We start from the raw sequence: 21411 nt of genomic DNA, 5'->3' as shown, positions 1-21411 counted from the left end.
ACTCTATAAATGTGATTTGGTATTTTGGGTGTCATTTTGAAAATGACAGAAATGAAAATTAGTCCATATCAAAGTTAAAATAAACTTTAATGGTAAGCTAAAAACACTTAAATGAGCAATTTCTTATATTATTGCTTATTGCTTTATTTATTTGCAACGACTATGCGGTGGTAGGTAAGAATTTGTAAGGCTGCAATATTCCAGGAATAATTCAGGTGTTAATTATACAATGAGTGAAAATGGCAGGATAATAAGATATAATATCTAATAAGAATAGAAGATGACCAGAGCTGAAAGGATAGAAATTATGGCCACAATTCGAGATATTTCTGAAAAAGCAGGAGTTGCAAAGAGCACCGTGTCCAGATATTTAAATGATGGATATGTCAGTGAAGCAACAAGAAAAAAGATTGAACAGACAATTAAGGAACTGGAGTATATTCCCAACTCTTATGCGCAAAATTTACGCTTAGAAAGTAATCCCACAATTGGGGTGATTATTCCCAGATTTGACTCATATTCTGTAACAACAACGCTGCAGGGAATCGATAAAGAATTGAAACAGTTAAATTATAATATTCTTATTGAGAATACAGATAGAAGTTCTAAAAAGGAAATTGAATATTTGAAGCGACTGGCAAAAATGAAGGTTGCTGGAATTATACTCTTAGCTACAAAAATAACTGATGAACATATTCATGTGATTGAAGCGATAGAGGTTCCTGTTATCGTTATTGGTCAAGAGGATAAAAGATTAAACTGTATTGTATATAAGGATTATGAAGCAGCATATGATCTTGCAGATTATTTAACGTCATATAATTTTTCAAAGATAGTTTATCTTGGAGTAGGGGAAGAGGATAAATCGGTTGGTTTTTTGAGAAAAAAAGGGTTTGTTGACCGATTTGCCCAGGAGCAGAATGAAGAAATCTTGACTTATTATACGGACTTTTCAATTGATAATGCAATGTATAAAACCAAAGAACTTTTAAGTGAAGTACAGCCGGATTTATTAATTTGTGCAACAGACAATATCGCCATTGGTGCAATGAAATCAATATATGAAAAAAATCTTCGTATTCCAGAAGATATTTCGCTAACGGGTTTTGGTAATTATCAAATTTCCAGCTACTTGACTCCTGAACTGACAACCGTTCATTATGATTATTATAAGGCGGGTCATATTGCTGCTAAAAGCATTGTTCGTATGAGAGGAAAGAAAGCCACTCCTGAAACAATGAAAGTTGATTACCAAGTGCTTCCCAAAAATAGTATTGACAAAACAAAAAGAAAAAGATAAGATTACCCAAGTATTAAATATATTATTATAATAAATATGGAACCGATTCCATATAATGAATGTGGAATCGGTTCCACAGGTAAGTATATAAGGAGGTTAAACTGTTGGAAACGAAGTGGTGGCAAGATGAAGTAGTATATCAAATTTATCCGAAGAGCTTTTATGATTCTAATGGTGACGGTATTGGAGATTTGAAAGGGATTACAAAAAAATTAGATTATCTGGAAGAATTGGGGATTACAATGATTTGGATCTGCCCTATTTTTTCATCACCGATGATAGATAATGGCTATGATATTTCTGATTTTGAAGGAATAAATCCGGAATTTGGAACAATGGATGACTTTGATCAACTTTTAGCAGAATCAAAAAAACGAAATATTAAAATTATATTGGATTTGGTTATAAACCATACTTCAGATGAACATTTCTGGTTTCAGGAAGCACTAAAAGATCCGTTAAGTAAATACCGGGATTATTATATTTTTAAAACAGGTGTTAACGGTAACCCGCCAAATAATTGGCGTTCTATCTTTGGAGGGTCTGTGTGGGAAAAACTCCCTGATGAAGATTTATACTACTTGCATGTGTTTGACAAAAAACAGCCGGATTTGAATTGGGAAAACAAAGAAATGCGTCAGGAATTATATGCTATGATTAATCGCTGGCTGGATAAAGGGGTAGAAGGTTTTCGGATTGATTCTATCACTTTTATCAAGAAGGATAGCGATTATGCAAGCCTTCCGGCGGATGGAGCAGATGGCCTTGTTTCCTGTAAGCATAAAACACGAAACCGTCCTGGAATTGAAAACTTTCTAAATGAGTTGAAAGCGAATACTTTTGAAAAATATGATGCAGTCACAGTAGGTGAAGCGCCAGGAGTAAAATATGAAGATTTTCATCGATTTATTGGCAAAGATGGTTATTTTTCAATGATATTTGATTTTCATTATGCAGATATTGATGTGGAATCAGGGTCGGATTGGTTTAAGCGGACAAACTGGACTGTTTCCGAATTCAAAGAGTTATTATTTCAATCCCAGCGTGCACTACAAAATGCTGGCTGGGGAGCGAACTTTTTAGAAAATCACGATCAGCCCCGTGTTCTATCTAAGATGGTGAGAGAGAAAGAATGGCAAACACCAGAAACTGCAAAAACATTCGGAATGTTGTATTTCTTTTTAAGAGGAACACCATTTATTTATCAGGGACAAGAGCTTGGAATGAAAAATTTTAATCGTTCTGCAATCGATGCATTTAACGATATTTCCAGCATTGATAATTATTACCGTTCTATACAGGAAGGGTTTACGGAAGAGGAAGCACTTCACTTTGTTAACATGCGAAGCCGTGATAATACGAGAACACCATTTGCGTGGAACGGGGAACGTTACGGCGGTTTTACAACAGGAAAACCATGGCTGGATATGGCAGAAGAATATCCGGAAATCAATGCGGTGAATAATTCTGTTTATACATTTTATCAAAAAATGATTCAGTTAAGACGAAACAGTGCATGGAGCAACGTATTAACTTTTGGAAATATAAAAGAAATAAAAGATGTTCCGGAAGAAGTCATTGCATATGAGCGTGCGGATGAAGAAAAAAGGATAGTTATTTTAGTTAATTTAAGCACAGAAAAGAAAAAAGTGGTATTAAACGAATCAGCCGAGAACATTATTTTACACAGTCAATCTAAGCCCGTGATAACAGGAGAAGAGATTATCATGGAACCCTATCAGGGAATTACAATCGGTTAGCAGGGGGGAAGCAAAATGTCTGAGGATCAATACAAACAAACTGGGGAAAAAATTGTAAAAATTATAGGGGAAGACAATATTGGATCGGTAACTCATTGTGCAACGAGATTGCGTTTTAATGTCAAGGATAAAGAGTCTATCGATCAAGAGGCGATTGAAGACATAGAATTAGTCAAAGGTGTTTTCTATCATTCTGGACAATTTCAAGTAATCCTTGGTACAGGGATTGTAAATAAAGTTTACAAAACGATTGCTGGTGAAACGGACAATGAAGAAAGACAGCAAATGAGCCAAGGTGAACAAAGTCAAAAATCAAACAAGGGAAAAATACAGCGGGGAGTAAGAACCTTAGCGGATGTATTTATTGCAATTATTCCCGGGATTGTAGCAACAGGGCTATTTCTTGGATTACAAGGTGTAATCCTAAATGAGACTGTTTTAGGTTTCTTTGGAACAAGTCCAGACGCTATCCCTGAGTCTATATTAACACTGATTTCCGTGTTGACGGATACGGTATTTGCTTTTCTGCCGGCTTTAATCTGTTGGTCAGCCAATAAGAAATTTGGCGGGACTCCGATTATTGGTTTCGTTATCGGATTAATGCTTGTATCTCCTGCTTTGCCGAACGCTTATGAGGTAGCGGATGCAGCATCAAGTGTAGAGCCTCTGCTTGCTTTTGGATTTATTCCAATTGTCGGTTATCAAGGAAGCGTGTTAACGGCACTTGTTGTAGGACTTATAGCAGCAAAAGTGGAAATAAGATTACGTGCAAAAATGCCTGATTCTCTTGATTTAATGTTTACACCATTTTTCGTTATTATTATCAGTGTGCTGGGAGGATTGCTTGTACTTGGTCCGGTACTTCATGTTGTTGAAAGTGGGCTTGTATATGTTGTTACAGCATTGATTGAGGTGCCATTAGGAATCGGAGGGTTTATCGTTGGACTGATTTATCCGTTGGCTGTTATGACAGGGATGCATCATCTTTTCTTTATGATTGAAACAACCCTGCTGGCTTCGACCGGTTTTAATCCCCTCATTACAATTTGTGCGATGTATGGATTTGCGAACGCTGCCGTATGTTTTGCAATCAGCCGGCGCAGCAAGAAAAAGAATATTAAAGTAATGGGCACCAGTGCTGGGGTTACACAGCTATTAGGGGTTAGTGAACCTGCACTCTTCGGTATTACCATTCGATATGGAACACGTCCGTTAACCGTGATGCTTCTATCCTCGGCCTTGGGAGGAATGGTGTTATCTATCTTGGGTATACAGGCTAATTCATACGGATTGGCAGTTATTTTATCGCCATTAATGTACATTTACAGTGGATATCAATTTGTCACCTATGTTGTTGTAGGGATTGCGACCTTCGTTTTAGCTTTTATTTTGACTTCTATCTTTGCCGTTCCAAAAGAGCTGCTTAGTGAACCGAACGAAAAACAGGAAACGAAAAGTGCTTAGAGAGTGTGTTCAAAAAGTTCGTCACCACCCTGTGAAAGTCTGTTCGTTTAGTTTCTGCAGCTTATGTATTAATTGCATAAATGCTGTTTCTTTGAAATGAATAGCACTACTTTACTTTGTATCGAACTTTTTGAACACACTCATATAAATTAAGAGGTAATTTACTGGTAAGAGGAGAGCGTATCTTCTTACCTATGAAAATATGATAAATTTAGATTGATTCGTGGGATTTGGAAGGGAGCACTGAAAAATAATATGTCTTGGACAAGAGCAACGCGGTACCGCCACTACCGTGAAATGACAGAAGTAGAAGAACAGGAATTATTAGAAAGAGTGAACAATAGCATTTGGAGACAGAAATTTCATATACAGCCTCCATATGGATTATTAAATGACCCCAACGGTTTTACTTTCTATCAAGGAAAGTATCACTTATTTTATCAATGGTTCCCTTTTGGGCCTGTTCATGGAATGAAGCATTGGTATCATGTTGAATCAGAGGATTTAATTCACTGGCAAGAAAAAGGACTGGGCATCGCTCCTGAATACGAGCATGAAAGTCATGGAATATTTTCTGGTTCAGGTATTGTCAAAGATGATTTATTGTATTTATTCTACACAGCGAATAAACGTGATCAGGATTGGAACCGTGAATCTTCTCAAAGCTTTACTGTCATGGATAAGCATGGAAAGTTTACTAAGCAGGAGGAGCCGGTTATTCCAAAACAGCCAGAAGGATATACTGCGAATTTTCGAGATCCTAAGGTTTGGAAGAATGGTAATATATTTTATATGATTATCGGAGCAGAAAGAGAAAATCATACAGGCTGTGTTTTAATCTATAAATCTGTTGATTTACGTAACTGGAGCTTTGAAGGTGAACTGAAAACAAACTTTGAGAACTTTGGTTACATGTGGGAATGTCCAGATATCTTTCAAATTGATGGGAAAGATGTACTGTTACTATCTCCTCAAGGACTTGAATCAGAAGGAGATTTTTATCAAAATGTACATAACTCCGGATGCTTTATCGGGAGTCTTAATATAGAAAAGTATTCTTTCCAAAGCGATGGTTTTCAGGAGCTGGATGCAGGATTTGATTTTTATGCGCCACAGACTACAAAAGCACCGGATGGACGTCAGATTTTAATTGGGTGGATGGGGCTTCCTGATACAACGTATCCTGCTGATAAAGATATGTGGGCGAACTGCCTGACAGTACCTAGAGAACTGCACATTAAAAATAATAAGGTATATCAGTCACCAGTGAAAGAATTAGATGAAAAAAGAGGCTCTCTGACGGAATGGCAAGGAAAGCTGAGCAAAGAAGAAAAATATCTAGAAAACTTTTCAGGAAAAACGTATGAGTTAGTTTGCAATCTGAAGGTGGAAGATGGTACAGGCGGACTAAAGCTTCGTACAGGAAAAGAAGAGGAGACGTTGCTCTATTTAGACACGAAGCTTCAAAAAGTAGTGCTTGATCGCAGCAATTCCGGAGAGCCGGTAGCTGTAGATTATGGTACAATACGTCAGGCTGCTTATACAGATAGTAAAATTTCTTTACGTATTTTTGTAGATACTTCTTCTATAGAGATTTTTGTAAATGATGGGGAACTTGTTTTTACGACAAGAATTTTTCCCAAAGAAGAGAGCCAAGGGGTTAAAATATTTGCCGATGATACGGAAGTATCTTTAGATATGAAAAAATGGGAATACGGGGATTTATCATCGTTGAAAAATTTATGATAAACTATTTTCTTGGTATTGAAGTATAGTTCTTCTCGATTGTTAAATAATTTTAATTTAGTTTGAAACAAAGTGTGATTTAAAAAATAAAGCAGCCATTATAAGAACTCTTTTCCGGTAGTTAATTGTGATACTATTAACTTTATCGGAAACGGGTTCTTTTTCATTTATTTTATGCATTATTTATCCTATTTAAGTTATACATCAGTCAAATGATAGTAAATTATGAAGTTTTCTCAAAAGATAATTTAGAATAAACATAGTTCATATCTTTAAATGAATGTTATATTTTAATAAAGGAGGTCGGATGATGTATCGTATTCTAATTGTAGATGATGAAAAAGATGAAAGAAACGTCATTCGTTTTTTATTAAAAAAATTTGATTTCGAGTTAGAAATAATAGAAGCGGCTAATGGGAAAGAAGCTTTTGAAGAATTAGTGAGAAGCCCTGCTGATATTTTACTTACTGATGTGCAAATGCCTTTTGTAAACGGTATAGAATTAGCAACGAAAGTAAGGGAGCGCTATGATGATATAGAAATTATATTTTTTAGCGGTCATGATGATTTTAATTTTGTTAAGAAAGCGCTAACGCTAAGAGCTGATAATTATATATTAAAGCCTGTTAAACCAGAAGAATTTAATCAAACAATGACAGAAGTAATGAGGAATATTAGAAAACGTAAAGAGGAACAAGAAAAAAGAGAAGTAAATCAATTATTTATAAAACAGCATATTCTATATCGTTTATTAAATCAAACACCGATAGATATATTGAAAAATGAATACCCTTTCTTAAATTTTGATTTTTTAAATGACTATAATCGAATGATTCTTGTCCATTCTGATACTGCTTTTTTGGATAGTTTGTTTGAGGAAGAAAATGAATATTTTTATGAAGTAATTAAGAGAGCCACATTAGATAGTAAATATGACGTAATTAATCTAAATCCTTTTCAAATCGTCTTACTATTTAAAGATAATTTAAGGAGACCATTTACATATAAGGAAGCTGCTATGCAAATACAACAAAAAATCCAAGAAACATATGGCATCAATTGTGTTCTCTCTGTAAGTAATCATATGAAGAATCCAGTCCAAATAGCTCAAACGTATAATGAGTTAGAAGGTTACTTAAAAGATCGCTTTTTTTATTCAGATGTCTTTATCTATCCAATTGATACACCATTAACAGATAGTAAAGAGTACAAAGAAGATGAATATTTATTAGAAGAAATCGAAAGAGCACTTCAACAGGGGGATACAGTAGAATTAGAGCAAAAGATAAGTCTAATTATTCAAAAGTACGATAAAAGAACGAATACTGCACAAGGTTATCTTCGCTTCTTGTTCGCCCGGCTGCTGCAGTTATTTTTTCAGACAATGCCGGAATACAGTAAAGACAGCATGAATAGATACATTGAATTAATCTACTCTTATAAACATTTCTCTGACATCAAGCAGACTTTACTGGAAGTACAAAGGAAAGTAATAAAAGGATTAGAAGAAGAAAAGAATTCACCGAAGCATGTCATTGAAATAGTGAAACAATATATTATAGAGAATATAGAAAAAGACCTGGGTTTAGACATGTTAGCGGAAAAAGTATATTTAACGCCTGGTTATTTAAGTGATAAGTTCAAACAGGATACTGGGGTAGGAATTAATAAATATATTAAACAGGTAAGGATGAATAAAGCAGAAGAATTGCTTAGTAATACCAATATGAAAGTGAATACTATAAGTAAAGTGATTGGTTATAAAAACGATTCCTATTTTATTAGAATTTTTAGAGAGCATTTAGGTGTCAGTCCCCAAAAATACCGGGAGATGAAAAGAAGGTAGAGGTGAAGTGAATGAGATGAATCTTTTTAAACAAGGCTTTATTAATTTAAAATTCCGCAAGAAAATATTACTGATTTGTATTGTTGCCAGCTGCTTACCTATTATGACGTTAGGAAGTATGTGGTATTACCAAATACAAGATTCATTAGTTACCCGTGAAAATGAAAATCTTTCTGAAGCATTAAACCAGTCCATTCTAAATATAGATTATAAAATCGATAATTATTTGAACATAGTTAATCAAATTGTATGGAATGAAGAAATAAAAAATGGATTAACTGCAGAGTATGATAGCAACTATGAAATGTATAAGTTTTATAATGATACATTGGCTCCTACATTGGCTACCCCGCCAACTTTACAGACGGATATTGATTCTATTACTGTTTATACCGATAATCAAATGAACCCTTATGATCAATTACTGAGACCGCTGGCAGACATTAATCAAAATAGCTGGTTTAACAGTACTAAGGATTCGAATCGGCCAACTCTGGTAGCTTCATCGGAGGATGAAATATTTAAGCTGATTTATCCAATATTTGATGAACGCAGAATGTATAATAATATTCTTCAAATGGAAATAAATTATCAACAATTTTTTGACTCAATGTCCAGTTTATTTGAAGAGGATTATGGTGTCGCAATTTTGGACAGTGACGGAAATCCTGTTTATTCATATGAAACATTTTCTGATAGAAGTCTGGAAGGTAAATTTTCATTATTAGAGTCAGCAGAAGGTGTTGATAACATTGAATCTGATTTTGTCATTCAACAAGCTGAATTACCTTCTTATAGTTGGACTGTTTATTTATATCGGCCGACTGATATTATTTCAGCTGCTACGCTTCCGATGAGAGTAACGGTTGTATTGGTTATCTTATTAAGTATTTTAATTATGGTATTATCTATTTATTTATTGGCAAAAGTAGTGGTTAGACCACTAGAAAAACTATCGGAAAATATGCGAAAGATAGAAGAAGGAGATTTGACAGTCTCCGTTTTTAACAGCGGTACGGATGAAATTGGAAGCTTAATCAAACAATTTGGAGATATGGTCAATAAATTAAATAATATGATCAATCAGGTATATAAAAGTAAAATTGCCCAGCAAGAATATGAAATGAAAGCTTTACAGGCGCAAATCAATCCGCATTTTTTCTACAATAGCCTTTCATTGATTAATAGTAAAGCTATTATGGCAGAACAAGAAGAAATCAGTCAGATGACTCAACACCTGTCCAGCTTTTATCGAACTACTTTAAATAAAGGGAGAAGTATTATAGAAGTAGAGAAAGAACTTGAAAATGTGATTTCTTATATAAATATTCAACAATTAATGCATTCCAATTCATTTGATGTACATTATGAACTGGATAAATCAACTTATCACTATACCATGTTAAATTTACTTTTACAGCCATTAGTGGAGAATGCTATTAATCATGGAATCGACCATAAAGAAAGTTCTGAGCGTGGGAAATTGATGATCAAATTAAAAAGAATAGAAAATACATTAGAATTTTCTGTGACTGATAATGGAGCAGGAATAGAACCAACGAAGCTACAGTCCATCTTAACTACCAAGACGGAAGGATATGGTGTTAGAAATGTCCATAATAGAGTGCAATTATTTTATGGTTCTTCTTACGGTTTAAAGTATGAAAGTGAAATGGATTACTATACGAAAGTAACTTTGGTTATCCCAATTGTTCATGGAGAGACACAATTGTCTCACCATGTAGATGAATAGGAGAAAAACTCCACAAAATAGTTGTGGGGTTTTTTTAATTCAAGCATGAAAATAATAAAATATTCCGGAAAATAGTATATGAAAACGGATTATTTGATATTTCCCATGCATCAAACATCAATTAAAATAAATTTATACGAAATCGATGGCCATGATTTTGCTAGAAAGACAGAATATGAAGGGAGATTATAAGAAAATGAAAACGGATTCATTGAAAAATATTAAATTACTAATAATCTTATTAATGCTAACCAGTACATTAGCTGCATGTGTACAGAAATCTTCCAATGATGGGGAAACAACAACAGAAGATGGCAAGCCTATTATCAATATCGGCCGTTCGACAGGCTCCAATCCTAAACTGCCTGAAGGGGATACTTTTGAAGATAATGCGTATACTCGTGTAGCTGAAGAAGTATTAGATATAGAGATTCGAAATGCATTCGAAGCAGAGGGAGAAGACTATAACAGGCAAGTAGCTTTGGCTATTTCTTCTGGAGATTTACCAGATATGATGATCGTTTCCAGAGAGGAGCTGAAAGATTTAGTCGATAATGATTTAATTGAAGATTTAAGCGATGTATATGAAGAAAATGCGAGTGATTATATTAAAGAAACCTATGCCACCTATGATAATCAGCCTTTAGAAGATGCGACCTTTGAGGACAGCCTTATGGCACTTCCGGGAACGGAGTCTCTGGCAGCACCGCAAATGGTTTGGATACGTGAGGATTGGTTAGAAGAATTAGATTTATCAATAGATGAAGATGGAGACAGCCTGATTACTTTGGACGAATTGGAAGAAGTTGCAAAATCTTTCATTGAAAATGATCCAGGTGATTCTGGCAATCCGGTTGGGATACCTTTTGAAAATTATTTAAATGCAGGAGATTATGGATCATTTACGATGAATTCTATTGCTGCGGTTTATGAAGGACAGCCTAAAAAATATTTAATAGAAGAAGATGGCAGTATTTCTTATGGATCAACATCAGAAGGTACAAAACAAGCACTTGAATTAATGAATGACTGGTTTGAGGAAGGTATCATTGACCCGCAATTTGGAACGAGGTCATTTGATGACATTATGGCCTTGCTTACAAATGGGCAAACAGGTATCGCAACAGGCCCTTGGCACATACCGGACTGGGGGTTATCGAATATTAGAGAGATGGATAATGATGCAAGATTTACAGCTTATGCATTAGCGGATGATGAGGGCAAAGTAAATGTACCCGAACAAAAAACAACAGGCAGTAATTTTATCGTTGTCAGGAAAGGATATGAGCATCCAGAGAAAGCAGTCGAAATGTTGAACTTATTTTATGACGACATTGAAAATACAACAGAAGAGGATATGGAAAATACGTTCCCTGAGGTCGCAGAATATTTGGAACAAGGTGTCGATGATTCAACGAAACCATTTAACATCGTAGTTCTTCCAATGCAGACATATTTGGATGATTATCAAGATGTTCAAGCTGTTTTGAATGAAGAGATGGCTGTTGAAGAAATTACTAATCCTCAAGTTAGACAAAGTATAAATGGAATTGAAAATTATACGGAAAATCCTGAGGACGCACCAACTTCTAACTGGTCTAGCTATCATTCCCGTATTGTAGGGTGGGGGTTAATGAACAAGCTGACGGAAGAAGAACGATTTAATTGGGTAGAAGCAGCTTATGTGGTGAACACACCAACAATGGAACAAAAAGGAGCTAATCTAACAAAGTTAGAAGAAGAAGACTTTATTAAGATTATAACAGGAGCAGAGCCGGTTGATTATTTTGATACGTTTGTTGACAACTGGCATAATCAAGGCGGTAACGAAATCCTGGATGAAATAGAAGAAGAGCTGACTCAACAAGAATAGATAGTGAAGAGGGGTTGAGCAACAGCCCCTCTGTTACACATTAGGAAAGCATAAAATTTTAGCGCAGAAGTGATTCGACGTAGTAAAAATTTTTAGGTACCAAGTATAAGCGCAACTAAGGCATTCGCCGAAAGGCTTGCACTCCAGAGCATAAGGGATTCTAAGAAAGCAAAATACGCTTTCAAGACTCCCTTTAACGAATACCAAGTTTTCTTTAAAGGAGGGAAAGAAGTTGGCAATAAATAATCAGGTTGCACCTGCACGTGATCGTAAGAAAGATGTGAAAAAGGCGAAATTAACCTACCACGCTATGCTAGCGCCAGGAATGATTTTTTTGCTTATATTTAGCTTTGCGCCAATGTTTGGAATCATCATGGCTTTTCAGGATTTTGTACCGGCAAAAGGTTTCTTTGGTTCAGAGTTTGTAGGACTGGAACATTTCAGTTATATGTTCAACCTTCCTGATATTGGAAAAGTGTTTCGGAATACAATTGTAATTGCATTAGGGAAAATTATTTTTGGTTCGCTGCTTGCAATTGCATTTGCGATTTTATTAAATGAAATTCGTGTGAAATTGCTTAAAAAATCTGTACAGACTATTGTTTATTTACCTCACTTTTTATCATGGGTAGTTTTGGCAACGGTTGTGGTCAATTTATTTAGTTTGGACGGAACGGTTAATCAAATTTTAGATTCGTTCGGTCTGGATAGAATTAATTTTCTTGGAAGTAATACCTGGTTTCAGCCCTTATTAATTGGTTCGGATGTCTGGAAAGAGTTTGGCTTTAACTCCGTGATTTATTTAGCTGCTATTGCTTCTATCGATCCAGGCTTGCATGAAGCTGCCAGTATGGATGGAGCAAATTGGTGGAAACGTGTTTGGCATATTACCTTACCGGGGATGCTGCCGATTATCCTGCTCTTAGCCATTTTAAGTCTCCCAAGTGTACTAGAAGGCGGCTTTGATCAAGTATATAACCTCTATTCTCCAATGGTTTATGAAACTGGGGATACGATTGATACTTATGTATATAGAGAAGGTTTGGTCGGACGTGATTACAGTTTTGGAGCAGCTGTAGGTTTGTTTAGATCTGTAATTGGTTTGATTCTAATACTGTCAGCTAATAATATAGCCAAAAAATTCACAGAAAGAAAATTATTCTAAGGGGGAGTATAAATGATACAAGGAAATAGTCTCTCCACGAAAATGGGAAAATTTATCATTTATCTTATCGTTATATTTTTGGGGTTAATATGTCTATTACCCTTGTGGAATATCGTTGCTATATCCTTCAGCAGCGGGGCAGCAGTGGCGGCTAACATAGTTGGACTTACGCCGGTCAATTTTTCAACAGGTGCTTACGAAATGATTATGGAGGATGCACAGTTCTGGAGATCATTCTTTATATCTGTACAGCGCGTGGTGCTTGCTTTAGTAATTAACTTGACATTAATTGTGTTAATGGCTTACCCATTATCCAAAACGAAACGTGAATTCAAGAGTAGAAATATCTATATGAACATCATTATTTTTGCCATGTTATTTAGCGGCGGATTAATTCCGACCTATATTATCATCAGGAACCTGAATTTATTAGATACCATTTGGGTTTTAGTCTTACCGGGGGCAGTACCAATTTTTAGCGTTATTTTAATTATGAATTTCTTTGTCGGTGTCCCAAAATCTTTGGAAGAAGCAGCTATTATTGATGGTGCCAGTCCACTGCAAATATTAACTAAAGTCTATATTCCGGTTTCTTTGCCGGCTCTAGCAACAGTGGCATTGTTTAGTATTGTAGGTAACTGGAATGATTTTATGACAGGACTTATTTATATGAGTCAAGTAAGTAACTATCCGATTATGACCTATATTCAGTCTCTTACCATTGATATTTCTGAGTTGGTGAGGTCTGGTACAAGTAGTGATGCGCTGCAGAATATTGCTGAAGTACAGAATCGGAATCTCAATGCAGCAAAAATAGTAGTTTCTACGATTCCTTTATTATTGATTTATCCTTTTCTTCAAAAATACTTTGTAACGGGTATTGTTGTGGGATCTGTTAAAGAATAGTGTCAACTGGGGAGGAATAAAACATGGGGAGTATCTTAGGGATAGACGGTCCTGTATATCATTTTTTATCTAGAGTAGTAGAATTGATTTTACTAAATATAGTGTTTATCCTTTTCAGTTTGCCGATTGTAACAATTGGTGCTTCTGTTACTGCTATGTTTTCAATTACGTTGAAAATGGTTAGGGGTGAAGAGGGTGGGCTAATCAACGGGTTTTGGCAGGCATTCAAAAATAATTTCAAACAAAGTACGCTTATTTGGGGGCTTTTAGCTTTATTCGGAATAATTCTAGCATTAAACTATTTCTTTTTACAATTTTATACTGGAAAATTTTCAACAATAATTTTAATGAGTTTAGTAATGTTCTCGGCCATTTTCTGTATATATCTTGTACTGATTTTTCCATATATTGCACGTTATAACTGTACAATAAAAGAAGCTTGTATAAATGTAATAAAAATAAGTATAGCCAATATGTATTTTATTTTATTAATTATTGTCTTTATACTGGGACCCGGAGTGTTAATGCTCTTCTCACCATTATGGCTGGTAATAAAAATATATATGGATATTTTTATTGGTTTTTCTTTTATTGCTTACGTTAGCTCTTTTATGATTAGAAGAATATTTGAAAAGTATGAGACTTAACAGTAGATTTTTGGAAAATAGTATTGATAAAAGATAAATAAAATTCTAGCATATTAAACGAATCCTTTGATAAACTGTCAGACTTTAGCAGGAGAGTTCGCTGAATTTCTTAATAAGTTGACTTAGGCAACTTATTAAGAAATTCTATTCAAACATTGTATAGTGTCACTCCGAAGAGTGAGACATTTACTATTGCAATCAATATTAAGTGAATTAATAAATCTTTCTTTTGTGTCTAAAAATTAACTATTTATTTAAAGGATAAGCACTGTAACCAGCGGAGAAAAATCCTAGAGACTACCATGGGAAAAGAAGTGTTTTTCTGTAGCGGTTGCCGAAAGGTAAAATATTAAGTTCAACTTATATAAGTGAATAAAAAATCTCGATATTTATTGACAATTGAAAGCGATATCTTTATTATGTAATTAAATATTAAACGTTTAACTTTTTTATTTAGGAGAGGGTGTCTTTTGAACGTAACTTTGAAAGATGTAAGTAAACATTGCGGTTTATCAACAGCTACAGTATCGCATGTATTACATGGTACAAAATCTGTAAAGAAAGAAACGAAAGAGAAAGTGTTAAAATCTGTTGAAACATTAGGTTATATACCACATGCATCCGCTCGCCAGCTTAAATCTGGTTCTAGCCAATTAATTGGTGTTTTAACCATTGGTTATAATCCATTTTTTACAGATGTACTTAATGGAATACAGGTTCAAGCAGAAGCCTTAGGTTGGAAAATTATTGTAGGAAGTACAGGGGAAGACATAGAAGCACAACAGTCATTTCTTGATTCTCTGATGCAACAAAGAGCAGAAGGAATTATTATGGCACCAACAAAAGGATGGACAAAGGAAAAATTAAAACGCTATCTAAATAACACATCTATGGTTTTTTTGGATCGTAAAGTGCCTGGTCTGGAAGAATATACGTTAGCTACAAATAATGAACAAATTTCAGTTGAAGCAGTCAATCATCTAATCAACGAACATTCCTATAAAGAAATAGGTATTATTTATGCAAATACGGAAGTTTCCTCTATGGAAGATCGAAAACAGGGATATATGAAGGCAATGAAATCTGCTGGTTTCTCTGTAAAAGACAACTTTATAGCTTGTGGTGACGGAAGTATTGAAACTGGTCAGAAAGCAATGAAAAATTTATTGGACCAAAATCCTCGTATAGAAGCAGTTTACATTACGAATAACCAATTACTTTTAGGAGCATATAGAGAGCTGAAAAAAAGAGATAAAAAAATTCCTGATGACATTGCAGTTATAGGATTTGATATAGAACCATGGATGGAATTTTTACATCCGCAAATCACTATTATTGAGCAACCTGTTCAAAGAATAGGGGAGCAAGCAATACAAAAGTTATTAGATATAAAAAACGGAGAAAATAAAAAGACAGAGGAGTTAAAGAATAAATTGATTATTGGAGAGACATGCGGGTGTATTCAAAGTAAAATTTAAATAATAAGTTTGATAAACTTATTAATTTTTAACTCGAAAGTTAAACGTTTAACTTTTCGTGGAGGATGAAGAAAATGAAAAAAATCATTTGTTTTTCTAATATTATTCTACTTTTATTAATAGTAGGTTGTAGTAATAATGAGAATGCTTCTTCTGAAGAGGATATGCAGGAACCTGTAGACTATTCTGAGCCAGAAGGAACAATTGTATGGTCAAGCGGAGGCCTTTCCGGATTAGGGTTAAGACAAGAATTAATAGAAGGGTTTGAAGAACAATACCCAAACGTTAATGTTGAGTTGGAGGAAGCACCGTCTACTACAAATCAATCACAAACTTATTATACGACCACAATTGGAGGGCAAAACGAAACACCGGATATTTACAGCGGGGATTCCAATTGGCCAGCACAATTTGGGAATGCAAACATTGCAATGGATTTGTCAAATGTAATGCCAGAGGAATTTTGGAATCGTTTTCCAGAAACATTGATTGATTCTGTTACTTATGAAGGCGGAATCTATGGTGCTCCATTCTATGATAATATCGGCGTTCTTTATTATCGCGAGGATATTTTAGAAGAAGCGGGGTTGCCTGTTCCGAGCACATGGGAAGAATTGCAAGAAACCTCCATACAATTACAAGAAGAGGGATATGTGGACTACGGGTTCGTTTGGCAGGGAGCTTCTTATGAAGGGTTAACGACAAATTTCTTAGAATATTTACGTGCAGCAGGCGGGGATGTCTTAGATGAAGATGAGAATGTCGTGATTAACTCACCGGAAACAGAAAAAGCTTTATCCTTTGTAAAAGAGTTGTTTACGAGCGGTGCAACACCAAATGCAGTAGCTACTTTTCATGAAGATGAAGCAACGAATACGTTTAGTTCAGGATCAGCAGCTTTCTTACGTAATTGGATGAGTTACTATGGTCAATTACAGGATCCGGATACCTCTGCAATAAGTGAAAATGTAGGAATAGTACCGCTTCCTGCCTTTGAAGGCGGAGAAAGTAACACAACACAATCCGGATGGAATGTGTTTATCAACCCAAATACAGAGAACCTAGAAGCATCTTTAGCTTTTATGGATTATTTAACAGGTGAAGAAGCTCAAAGGCTGATGGTAGAAAAACATGATATGATTCCGACCAATATCAGTATTACGGAAGATCCTGAAATGATTCAGGAATATCCTATATTAGAAATTTATCAAGAAGCAGTTCCGACACCAAGGCCGAAATCTCCAAACTATAATGCTATTTCTGAAGGTATATATATGAATGTGAATGATATGTTTGTCAGAGATCGAGATGTTAAGGAAATACTGGAAGTTATGGAAGAACAAATAAAATCAGCAAATGAATCTGGATTATAACACAAGAAAAGAGGTTTAGGCATGTCAAATAGAACTAAAAATGTGAATCAACAACCCTTGCATCATAGACCATGGAAAAAAAACGTGCCCGGATATTTAATGGTACTTCCTGCTTTTCTGGTGCTTGCAGCGATTATGTTCTATCCAATTTTTTACACCATTCGTATGAGCTTAAGCAATGTAGATATCTCAAGCAGCGGGTATATATTCGATTTTATTGGGCTGCAGCATTACATTGATATCTTCACCAACCCGGTTTATTGGGATAGCATATGGTTTACATTCTATTTTGCTTTTGTCACGGTTGCTGTTGAAATTGTGCTAGGACTGTTAATTGCGCTAGCGATTAATAAAGTGAAGCGTTTATTAAATGTATCTCTGGTTGTTATGTTAATCCCATGGGCGTTAATCACTGTCGTATCCGGTCAGATGTGGTCATACATCTACAATGCTGTCTATGGCGTATTAAACTATGTTTTGGAAACACTACATCTGATTGACAGCCCAATTGCTTGGCTGGCGACTCCCGATACAGCTGTTATCAGCATGATGATTGCAGAAATATGGAAGACCACCCCATTTGTTGTCATTATATTATTAGCAGGATTACAAATGGTTCCAAAGGATCAATATGAAGCTGCCTCCATGGATGGAGCAAATGTTTGGCAACAATTTTGGAAGATTACGTTGCCAGCTATTAAAGGTAGTATTGCAGTTTCTATTATTTTTCGCTTATTACAAGCTTTTGGGGTATTTGATTTACCGTTTGTATTAACAGGTGGCGGACCGGGTAACGCTACCCAACCAGTTGCAATGTTAGCACAAAAATCATTGTTTCAGAATTTGAATTTTGGTCTAGGTTCAGCGATTTCTGTAAGCGTTGTATTTTTCATTATTATGTTGTCAATTACATTTTATCCGCTGATTCGCTCTGTTGTGAAAGGAGAGTCTTAACCTATGCGACGATTATCCACTGCTGGCCGTTATGCCGTTTTGATTAGTTTTTTGGCTATTATTATAGCCCCATTCTATTGGATAGTTATTACGTCTTTAAAACCGGCATCTGAATTGGGGGATTATCCGCCCAGTTTAATTCCGGAAACATGGACACTAGATCATTATCGGGAAGCATTAGTTGATTTTGGTTTTTTAGAAAATTTATTCAACAGTATGATTGTATCTGTATCTGCAACAATTATTGTACTAATATTTTCAAGTATGGCAGCCTTTGCTATAGCAAAACTGCCATTACCGAATAAATATCCAATGATGGTTGGACTGTTGATTTTATCGATGTTTCCTCCAGTTACCGTTGCGCCGGCCGTCTATATTATGCTGAATAATTTAGGTTTGTTGAACACATATACTGGACTGGTAATCCCTTATATAGCTTTTAATTTGCCATTCGCAGTTTGGTTGTTACGAAATTATTTTGTACAGATTCCGACTTCGTTGCTAGAAAGCGCAAGAGTTGATGGAGCAAATGTATTTACTATTTTTTACAAAATATACCTTCCCTTAATTAAGCCTGGGTTATTTACAGCAGCGATTTTCACTTATATTGCAACATGGATTGAATTCTTCCTGGCATTAATTATAAATTCAGATCCGTCAATGCGGACGGTTTCGGTTGGTATTGCACTATTCAGTGGTCCATATTCCATTCCATACGGCACCATATTTGCCGGTTCAATCATTGCAATGCTACCAATTGTTATATTAACAGTTATATTCAGAAAAGGAATTATTTCCGGTCTAACCGGAGGAGCAATAAAAGGATAAATTATAATATAGAAAGGGAGTTTTGAAATGTTTACACTAGAAGGAATTGAAAAGTTAAAAAAGAATAAAAGCAGGTCTATTAATCCAGAGAATCCTACTGGAGCAGCCGGAGAAGGTGGTAAAGAAGGAAGTGAGTTAGGACCAAGCAGAAAAGGGAGCCCGATGATCCAAATAAAGAGTGGGGAAACCTTGACATTGGCAGAAATAGAGGGGCCGGGAACTATTCGTCATATTTGGATGACAGTGACAGATGCAACCATACACGGAAGCTTTGTACTAAGAGATCTTGTATTGCGGATGTATTGGGATAATGAAGAAACACCATCTGTTGAAACTCCATTGGGAGACTTCTTCTGTAATGGCTTTGGAACACGATGTGATATTAATTCTATGCCTATCGTAGTTAATCCATCCGGAGCAATGAATTGTTATTTTCCAATGCCATTTAGGAAAAAAGCACGTATCGAAATAACAAATGAACACGAGGGAGATATTGATGCTTTCTTCTACACTATTAATTATACCGTAGAAGACGAAATAGACGATGATACAGCATATTTTCATGCACAATGGCGTCGAGAAAAATATACGAAGGAAGCAAAAGATTATACGGTAGTCAGGAATATTGAAGGAAAGGGGCATTATGTTGGAACCTATCTTGCTTTAACTGCACTGGAGCGTTATTGGTGGGGCGAAGGAGAATTTAAATTCTATATTGATGATGATGAAAAATATCCGACTATTTGCGGCACAGGTACCGAAGATTATTTTGGCGGAGCTTGGGCTTTTCATAAAAAACATAAAGATGGAGTTATTCGATCATCCACTTATAATACACCGTTTTTAGGTTATGCTTTTCAATCTACGGAGGATCATACAAGGGATAATTTTCCAACTAAAGATAGTATTCCGACGCATGGATTCGGAAGAGATGCGTTGCCAATGCATGGACTGTATCGTTGGCATTTACCGGATCCAATACGTTTTGATGAAAAATTGACAGTGACGCTTCAACAAATAGGTAATGATGATATTAAATTGTTTGAACGTGCAGATGATATTTCATCAGTTGCATATTGGTATCAAACAATGCCGCATCAGCCGTTTCCTAAATTCCCAGAAACAAAAGAGAGACGACCAAGATAAGATACAGGGATAAAAAGAGAAACTTCTTAGCACAAAACAAGGAAGTTTCTCTTTATTGAGAGTTTTCTAATCTAATCTCTCACGGCATAACTGAAATTATTTTGATAAGAGATTTGATAATTGCCATTAAAATAGAACTTCAGCATAGTTCATTAAATAACTTTTTTTAAAAGTAACTATTAATTTTTGACTTCCTGGGCTGCAATACTTAAAGGTACTATTGCTATAAGCCAACAAAGGGGTATAGAGTTATAAGTAATTCAGATATAGCTGTTTAAAGGTATAAATTCTATTTAGCTTTGGATGGTTCACTGGAATTTTTAATTTACTGACTTGCTTATTCAACCATTAAGATTCAAACATTTTCTCACGATATTCCCTTGGAGAAACAAGATGAAATTTCTTGAAAACACGGTGAAAATACGAATAAGAGCCAAAGCCGCAGTTTTGGGCAATATTTTCTAATGTCATTGTTGTATATTTCATCTGATTGATTGCGGTAGAAATCCGAATCGATTGTGCATATTCCACCATTGTTTGTCCAATATATTCCTTGAAAAGGTGAACACATCTTGACACACTCATATTACAATAATTTGCAATATCATTTATTTTGAAGTCTTGTTTGGTTGCATTTTCTTCAATATAGCGCATCATCTTTGTAACAATATAAGGTCTGTTAATGTCTGTTGATTTTTTATCCAATGAGCGTTCTAGAGAAACACAAAGTGCACTTAGCAAGTAGTGAGTTAATTTACTATTCTTTTCTTTTTCCGGTCTTCTTTCTTCAATAAAGAGGGATTGCCATAAATTTAAGACGGTGTGATCCATCGTAATTTTGGAAAGTACTGGCCTGTGGCGAAAAAGCTGGTCAACTTCTTCGCCTTCACAATATAAGCAATAGTCACCGCTTTGTTGGCCTTCTGCTACATGCAGTTCATAGGTTTCCCCGGGTTTGACAATTAATAAATCGCCTTTTTCAATATGATGTGTTTCATTGTTTACTTTAATTTTCGCTTTACCTTCGATCTGTAATCGAAACAGATATGAGGCATAACGAGATTTATGCATCGTGTGAAATAATTGGTTATGATAGGAATAACCGCAAAAGCTGACTCTCATATTTTTCTCCTTTTATAATTAAATAGTTCATGTTTTCATTATATCATTTA

General features: G+C 35.2%; 16 protein-coding genes. 15 read left to right on the top strand and 1 reads right to left on the bottom strand.

Annotated elements, in window-relative coordinates; translation table 11 throughout:
* Window positions 1-307 precede the first annotated feature (307 nt).
* From ACW0TQ_RS14685 to ACW0TQ_RS14615, 15 genes are all read left to right on the top strand, one after another.
* Window positions 308-1300, top strand: coding sequence for a substrate-binding domain-containing protein (locus ACW0TQ_RS14685; RefSeq protein WP_368901331.1), 993 nt, complete (start codon window positions 308-310; stop codon window positions 1298-1300).
* A 104-nt stretch (window positions 1301-1404) separates the two neighbouring features.
* A complete protein-coding gene (locus ACW0TQ_RS14680; protein WP_368901332.1) occupies window positions 1405-3060 on the top strand; it encodes an alpha-amylase family glycosyl hydrolase in 1656 nt (551 codons plus the stop codon).
* A gap of 15 nt (window positions 3061-3075) precedes the next feature.
* Window positions 3076-4524, top strand: a complete 1449-nt coding sequence (locus ACW0TQ_RS14675; RefSeq protein ID WP_455725792.1) for a PTS transporter subunit EIIC — start codon at window positions 3076-3078, stop codon at window positions 4522-4524.
* A 255-nt stretch (window positions 4525-4779) separates the two neighbouring features.
* Entirely contained in the window at window positions 4780-6270 is a 1491-nt protein-coding gene (locus tag ACW0TQ_RS14670; protein WP_368901334.1) for a sucrose-6-phosphate hydrolase, read from the top strand.
* 307 nt (window positions 6271-6577) lie between these two features.
* Complete coding sequence (locus ACW0TQ_RS14665; RefSeq protein WP_256704998.1) at window positions 6578-8116, top strand: response regulator; 1539 nt, start codon at window positions 6578-6580, stop codon at window positions 8114-8116.
* Between the two features lie 16 nt (window positions 8117-8132).
* A complete protein-coding gene (locus tag ACW0TQ_RS14660; RefSeq protein ID WP_226894996.1) occupies window positions 8133-9869 on the top strand; it encodes a cache domain-containing sensor histidine kinase in 1737 nt (578 codons plus the stop codon).
* A gap of 196 nt (window positions 9870-10065) precedes the next feature.
* A complete protein-coding gene (locus ACW0TQ_RS14655) occupies window positions 10066-11742 on the top strand; it encodes an extracellular solute-binding protein (RefSeq protein WP_052485102.1) in 1677 nt (558 codons plus the stop codon).
* Between the two features lie 310 nt (window positions 11743-12052).
* A complete protein-coding gene (locus ACW0TQ_RS14650) occupies window positions 12053-12907 on the top strand; it encodes an ABC transporter permease (protein WP_084613013.1) in 855 nt (284 codons plus the stop codon).
* 12 nt (window positions 12908-12919) lie between these two features.
* On the top strand, window positions 12920-13813 hold the full coding sequence (locus ACW0TQ_RS14645) for a carbohydrate ABC transporter permease (protein WP_332094401.1): 894 nt from the start codon (window positions 12920-12922) through the stop codon (window positions 13811-13813).
* 23 nt (window positions 13814-13836) lie between these two features.
* The gene (locus ACW0TQ_RS14640; RefSeq protein WP_368901336.1) at window positions 13837-14460 is read left to right on the top strand and encodes a DUF624 domain-containing protein; all 624 of its coding nucleotides are present in this window, start codon (window positions 13837-13839) and stop codon (window positions 14458-14460) included.
* A 470-nt stretch (window positions 14461-14930) separates the two neighbouring features.
* Window positions 14931-15938: a substrate-binding domain-containing protein gene (locus ACW0TQ_RS14635; RefSeq protein WP_042530119.1), complete on the top strand. Its 1008-nt coding sequence runs from the start codon at window positions 14931-14933 to the stop codon at window positions 15936-15938.
* Between the two features lie 74 nt (window positions 15939-16012).
* Window positions 16013-17311 carry an ABC transporter substrate-binding protein gene (locus ACW0TQ_RS14630; protein WP_332094400.1) on the top strand — a complete coding sequence of 433 codons (1299 nt, stop codon included), beginning with the start codon at window positions 16013-16015 and terminating at the stop codon, window positions 17309-17311.
* 21 nt (window positions 17312-17332) lie between these two features.
* A complete protein-coding gene (locus ACW0TQ_RS14625) occupies window positions 17333-18265 on the top strand; it encodes a carbohydrate ABC transporter permease (protein ID WP_332094399.1) in 933 nt (310 codons plus the stop codon).
* A 3-nt stretch (window positions 18266-18268) separates the two neighbouring features.
* A complete protein-coding gene (locus ACW0TQ_RS14620; protein ID WP_042530121.1) occupies window positions 18269-19093 on the top strand; it encodes a carbohydrate ABC transporter permease in 825 nt (274 codons plus the stop codon).
* 27 nt (window positions 19094-19120) lie between these two features.
* Entirely contained in the window at window positions 19121-20239 is a 1119-nt protein-coding gene (locus ACW0TQ_RS14615; protein ID WP_332094398.1) for a glycoside hydrolase family 172 protein, read from the top strand.
* Between the two features lie 348 nt (window positions 20240-20587).
* Here ACW0TQ_RS14615 and ACW0TQ_RS14610 read toward each other — a convergent pair whose 3' ends face one another.
* Entirely contained in the window at window positions 20588-21361 is a 774-nt protein-coding gene (locus tag ACW0TQ_RS14610; protein ID WP_042530125.1) for an AraC family transcriptional regulator, read from the bottom strand.
* Between the last annotated feature and the right edge of the window lie 50 nt (window positions 21362-21411).

Source organism: Oceanobacillus sp. M60, assembly GCF_053839645.1.
This window is presented reverse-complemented; position numbering and strand designations above follow the sequence as displayed.

Coding starts and splice junctions, on each gene's coding strand:
- ACW0TQ_RS14685 (WP_368901331.1), top strand. CDS start 308: ATGGCCACAATTCGAGATATTTCTGAAAAAGCAGGAGTTGCAAAGAGC.
- ACW0TQ_RS14675 (WP_455725792.1), top strand. CDS start 3,076: ATGTCTGAGGATCAATACAAACAAACTGGGGAAAAAATTGTAAAAATT.
- ACW0TQ_RS14670 (WP_368901334.1), top strand. CDS start 4,780: ATGTCTTGGACAAGAGCAACGCGGTACCGCCACTACCGTGAAATGACA.
- ACW0TQ_RS14665 (WP_256704998.1), top strand. CDS start 6,578: ATGATGTATCGTATTCTAATTGTAGATGATGAAAAAGATGAAAGAAAC.
- ACW0TQ_RS14660 (WP_226894996.1), top strand. CDS start 8,133: ATGAATCTTTTTAAACAAGGCTTTATTAATTTAAAATTCCGCAAGAAA.
- ACW0TQ_RS14655 (WP_052485102.1), top strand. CDS start 10,066: ATGAAAACGGATTCATTGAAAAATATTAAATTACTAATAATCTTATTA.
- ACW0TQ_RS14650 (WP_084613013.1), top strand. CDS start 12,053: ATGCTAGCGCCAGGAATGATTTTTTTGCTTATATTTAGCTTTGCGCCA.
- ACW0TQ_RS14645 (WP_332094401.1), top strand. CDS start 12,920: ATGATACAAGGAAATAGTCTCTCCACGAAAATGGGAAAATTTATCATT.
- ACW0TQ_RS14640 (WP_368901336.1), top strand. CDS start 13,837: ATGGGGAGTATCTTAGGGATAGACGGTCCTGTATATCATTTTTTATCT.
- ACW0TQ_RS14630 (WP_332094400.1), top strand. CDS start 16,013: ATGAAAAAAATCATTTGTTTTTCTAATATTATTCTACTTTTATTAATA.
- ACW0TQ_RS14625 (WP_332094399.1), top strand. CDS start 17,333: ATGTCAAATAGAACTAAAAATGTGAATCAACAACCCTTGCATCATAGA.
- ACW0TQ_RS14620 (WP_042530121.1), top strand. CDS start 18,269: ATGCGACGATTATCCACTGCTGGCCGTTATGCCGTTTTGATTAGTTTT.
- ACW0TQ_RS14615 (WP_332094398.1), top strand. CDS start 19,121: ATGTTTACACTAGAAGGAATTGAAAAGTTAAAAAAGAATAAAAGCAGG.
- ACW0TQ_RS14610 (WP_042530125.1), bottom strand. CDS start 21,361: ATGAGAGTCAGCTTTTGCGGTTATTCCTATCATAACCAATTATTTCAC.